The sequence below is a fragment of the Aetokthonos hydrillicola CCALA 1050 genome, from assembly GCF_017591665.1.
Lineage (GTDB): Bacteria > Cyanobacteriota > Cyanobacteriia > Cyanobacteriales > Nostocaceae > Aetokthonos > Aetokthonos hydrillicola.
Genome location: NZ_JAAKGC010000217.1, coordinates 1 through 4,443, shown reverse-complemented (window position 1 = coordinate 4,443; position 4,443 = coordinate 1). Strand labels below are relative to the sequence as shown.

Sequence of the window (4,443 nt, the reverse complement as noted above, 5' to 3'; positions counted from 1 at the left end):
TAAGTTAAGTGACCAAAGATCTGATGATATTGGTCTTCTCTTGTTTGTTCTGTAAAGTCGGATAAGCTAAACAGATAGTCAGCACCAGCTTGTAGAGATTTTTGTAAAAAGTAGTTCAAAGAAAGCCAGAAGGTATTAATGACCCGATTACGATTATCCTTTCCACCAGGAGGGTCAGTAAAACTTAGGCGCAGCTCGTATAAGCTATCTAAAACTAATTTGGAACTTAGCGGATCTCGTCGTCCTAAAGATAAGCGTAAAGAATTCTCACCTAAAAAACGCTGTCCGGCTTTATAGAAAGATCCATCTCTAGCATAGAATAACTGTTGGTTACTCCAACCAAAATCTCCATACATTCGCGGTGTTAATTGGCGGTAAATATCAACGTTAAATTTTATTTGACTGTAATTGTATTTCGATTGGTTCATATAATAAACCAAATTACCGTCAATAGATCCGCTCACAAAAGTTTTTGGGTTCAAAGCCAAAGGTGCAAACGCAAGCGATAGCCCGGAAAAAATCAAACTGTCTTCTTTTGGAACAACTGAGGAAAAAATGTTGGTTGAATGGAACAACCCAAAATGAGCTGTTAGGAACCCATTGGGTTTAGGTTCGACCATCACCGGCTTTGTGGGGGGAGGAGGTAATTGTTCTAGCTGTCGTTGCTTTACAACTAATCTACCCAGTTCGGGTTCAGAGTTTCCATTACTCAACTTTTTATTCTCCTCCAGTTTGTGTAGTAGGCTGTTTAGCCTCTCTGTGTAATCGTTTTTTAGACGTACTTGCAAGTTTTGTTCTATTGATGGTGTTCTGGGTGAAGCTTGAGGAAAATTATTAGTTGTGTTACCTTCCAGTGTTGGTGCTTCGTTTGCCTGTTGATTAATTACAGGAGTGTTCGGGGAAGATCTATTAGGCTGATAACCAGGTGATGTTTGTGTCTCATTTGGATCTATCAACGAGTTTAAACTTGATAACGGGCTAAACTTCTCTTGAGGTGATTCACACAAATCAGGTTTGGTGATCAAAGTGAGACCTAAAGAAGAGCTATCTGTCGGTGTGCCTTTGATCTTCGATTGTGTCTGACATGTAAGATCAGTTGCATCGGTGACACCTAAGGATGTTATACTGAAGTTGGAGTCGTTTTTACGACTTCCCAAGTTTGGATTTTTAGCCTGTGCCGCCGCATCTACCCTAGTGTTACAACAGTTTGTTCCAATAGAGGCTAATAAAAAAATCCAAGATGATAAATTTTTCCAGCCTTTGGGTTGCATATTTAATAATTAGGTTTTGCTGAACGTAGACCCAATAATTTTGTTTAAGTTTCCAATCATAAATATTAAAAATCAGACTAATGTTAATTATAAGAAAACAGTATTTTTACTGAATTTAATTAAGTAAAAAAATATTCTTTTTTTTCAGTGGTGACAAATCTAGGTGAATATAGTTTTTCTCTTGACCAAAACCACAATGTTCCTATAAACCTAAAAGTATGCCAACAGGCACACCAACCTAAAGGAAATCGGAATAAAATCCAACGCGGCGAGAACTATCTATAATCGTTCAAGCTTTAGCCGAGGGAAAATAACATAAAATTAAACGGTCAGAAGTTAAATCTGTATTGACTAGGCTTGGAATTAGTAAAGTTATCGGAGGAACTAAACTATGTTTCGTAAGCTTTTCCCACTTATGGGAATCGGTTTATGCGGAGTAATTGTACTACATACATTTAATAGCGCAACTGCTCGTACTCCTTTAACCAAAGCTGAGATTCAAGACATCCAGAACTTAGTACAACTCATGCCCCGAAATCTCCCAAAGCGTCAAGCTCGCAAATGGGATGCAATGATTCCTGGAGATAAATTATCCACAGGTCGAGCTTCTCTAGCAGACTTACGCTTTAACGATGGTTCTGTGGCACGTATTGGAGAACAGGCTCTGTTTAGATTTCTACCGAAAACTCGAAACTTCAAACTATCAACTGGAACTGTATTATTGCTTATCCCTCCAGGAAGGGGGCAAACAAATATAAATACACCGAATGCGGCAGCAGCAATTCGTGGTTCAGCACTATTTGTGCGCTATAACAAAGAATCCGATACCACAGTTGTAGGAGCATTAACAAATAGTGGTATTCAAGTCTTTAACAAAAATGCTTCTCAAAACCACTTGCTTCACGCAGGTCAACTTATGGTTATTGTCAAAGGTCAATTTCAGGGGTTATATGACTTTGATTTGAGGACTTTTTATCAAACTAGTGATCTGGTGCGAGGATTTAACTTGGGTGAGCATAGTATACCCAGCCCAGATCCGGCGATCGCACAAGTTCAAGCAGAAACCGCTGCTGCTGTTAAAGCACAGTTGCCACTTAAAGGTAAGGGGGTAGTTGAAAATCCATCTTTCTTAAGAAAGCAGAGTCCTAGCTTACCAAATTTCCCCAACCAAGAAACAACAAAAAATGTTTCGCCAACGCAAACTCTATTGGAAACAGGAGAAATTCAAACTAATCGTAAGGATACGACCACAAATCCCTCGTCTACCACGACCACGAATCCGCCCACTACGACCACGAATCCGCCCACTACGACCACGAATCCGCCCACTACGACCACGAATCCGCCCACTACGACCACGAATCCGCCTACCACAATCACGAATCCGCCTACCACAACCACGAATCCGCCTACTACAACCACGAATCCGCCTACTACAACCACGAATCCGCCTACCACAACCACGAATCCGCCTACCACAATCACGAATCCGCCTACAACAATCACGAATCCGCCTACCACAATCACGAATCCGCCTACCACAATCACGAAACCGCCTACCGCAACCACAAATCCGGTTCCAACTAGACAGGAAGATGACAAAGGTAGAGGAGATAATCGTAGACCAACTCTTATTCCAACTAGCGGAGCTATTCGTCCGACGACAGCAATCAAGATATTCCCAAGCAAAGCGTCCTAAGTTGAACAATCATTCGCGCTTCATGCAGTGCTGAATGGCGATCGCCCTCTATCAAAACTTTGTATGAAATGAACGAGTGCATAAACGCTCTTCTTAAGAAGGCAAAAGTACACTCGTCTGAGGGCAAAAGGGGTCCCTATAAATAAATTTAAGGGATTTAATAAGGACGCAATTAGTGGGGGATTCAAACCCACCACTAATCGCAGATCGCTAAATCGTACCTCTTCGGGGTTATGTTTTGAATTTAGCTAAAGCTGCATTCGCGATTAATTGATTAACTCTGGTTGTTAGATGTACTTGATCCCAAAATACATATTCATCTGGATTGCTAAATTCTACGAGAGAGCAAGCTTGAGTTGTATTATTGAAACCAAACGTCTTTGGATAAGCAAGTGCCTCATCGATAACAGACTTCACATCAAATAAAATAAGATTAACTTTGTCTTCAAAACTGTAGGAAATTTCTTCCAAAGCTTGGTTATGTTTATTAATGACTTGACTAACTAACTGTGAATTTGTAGTATCATCTACTTCTAGCATCAAAGGTGTCTTGCTAATATCAATCAAATTGACTAACAAAATATTCTTAGCCCCAAACTCGATTAAAGCTTTAATTGCTGTAGAAATATTAGTGATGGTGGTAATAATATCACTATATTGAGGAACGCCGTTAACAAAAGGACCATAATCCACAGTACCAGCCCAGACAACGTAAAGTGCATTGGGGTCGGCAGATTGTTGATTTTTTTGTAGCAAGCTAGTGAATGAATCTATTTGATGTTGCAATCCTGGCAATTCTGGTAAGTCTGGGATAACCATAGGAAATAAATTATCCAGACCTGTGGTTGATCCTGCGAAAGAAAAATTAATACCTTGGTTGTTTAAAGTCCCTTCCGTGTTTGGTTGCAGACCGATTTCTAAACCGTCTGCTAAATAGTCAACCCAGAGACGACCATTAGAAAATCTTCCACTGTAGTTGGGAGGTGCGGCTAAAACTCCTCCGGTAGCATTGAAAGCATTACCAGTGTCTGAATAACTGTCGCCAAAGATATATAAATTGGTGAACTGCTTGATCATAGCTATGCAATACCTTGTAGTCAGTATGAAATTTATGGATATTTTTTATACAGGTATAGCACAAAGATTGGAAAACGGGTTTATCGGGAAAGGCAGACGGTAGAAGGCATTTATGGACTCGTCCCTTCAACGGAATGTCTCAACCGTCTGCCCGTGAGCGTACCCCTTCTCAGGAGCGGAGACGCTGCGCATCGTGCGCAGCTTGCCCACAGGACTTTACGGGGAAGCAAGCTACGCGTAGCGTCTCCTTGCGAGAAGGGAACAAGGGTGTAGGGGTCAAATCTAGAACAAAAGTTATTTATTCCTGTAGTGTGGGAAATCTATATATAATTTATATCAAAACCACATTGTTCACAAAGATATTAAGCCAGCTAACATTATCATCAATCCTCAAAC

Annotated in this window: 3 protein-coding genes; 1 reads left to right on the top strand and 2 read right to left on the bottom strand. The window is 40.6% G+C overall.

Annotation, left to right across the window (positions count from 1 at the left end; genetic code table 11):
* Positions 1-1,271: hypothetical protein (locus tag G4P69_RS35780; protein ID WP_208354685.1), on the bottom strand; the 1,271-nt coding region annotated here is incomplete at its 3' end.
* 391 nt (positions 1,272-1,662) lie between these two features.
* Between G4P69_RS35780 and G4P69_RS35775 the strand changes: the two genes are divergently transcribed.
* The gene (locus tag G4P69_RS35775) at positions 1,663-2,970 is read left to right on the top strand and encodes a FecR family protein (RefSeq protein WP_208354684.1); all 1,308 of its coding nucleotides are present in this window, start codon (positions 1,663-1,665) and stop codon (positions 2,968-2,970) included.
* Positions 2,971-3,201: 231 nt separating this feature from the next.
* On the opposite strand, the gene G4P69_RS35770 is transcribed toward G4P69_RS35775, so the two are convergent.
* On the bottom strand, positions 3,202-4,047 hold the full coding sequence (locus G4P69_RS35770) for an SGNH/GDSL hydrolase family protein (protein ID WP_208339882.1): 846 nt from the start codon (positions 4,045-4,047) through the stop codon (positions 3,202-3,204).
* Between the last annotated feature and the right edge of the window lie 396 nt (positions 4,048-4,443).

Bases quoted from the DNA above. Each gene is read 5' to 3' on its own strand.
- G4P69_RS35775 (WP_208354684.1), top strand. From the start codon at position 1,663: ATGTTTCGTAAGCTTTTCCCACTTATGGGAATCGGTTTATGCGGAGTA.
- G4P69_RS35770 (WP_208339882.1), bottom strand. From the start codon at position 4,047: ATGATCAAGCAGTTCACCAATTTATATATCTTTGGCGACAGTTATTCA.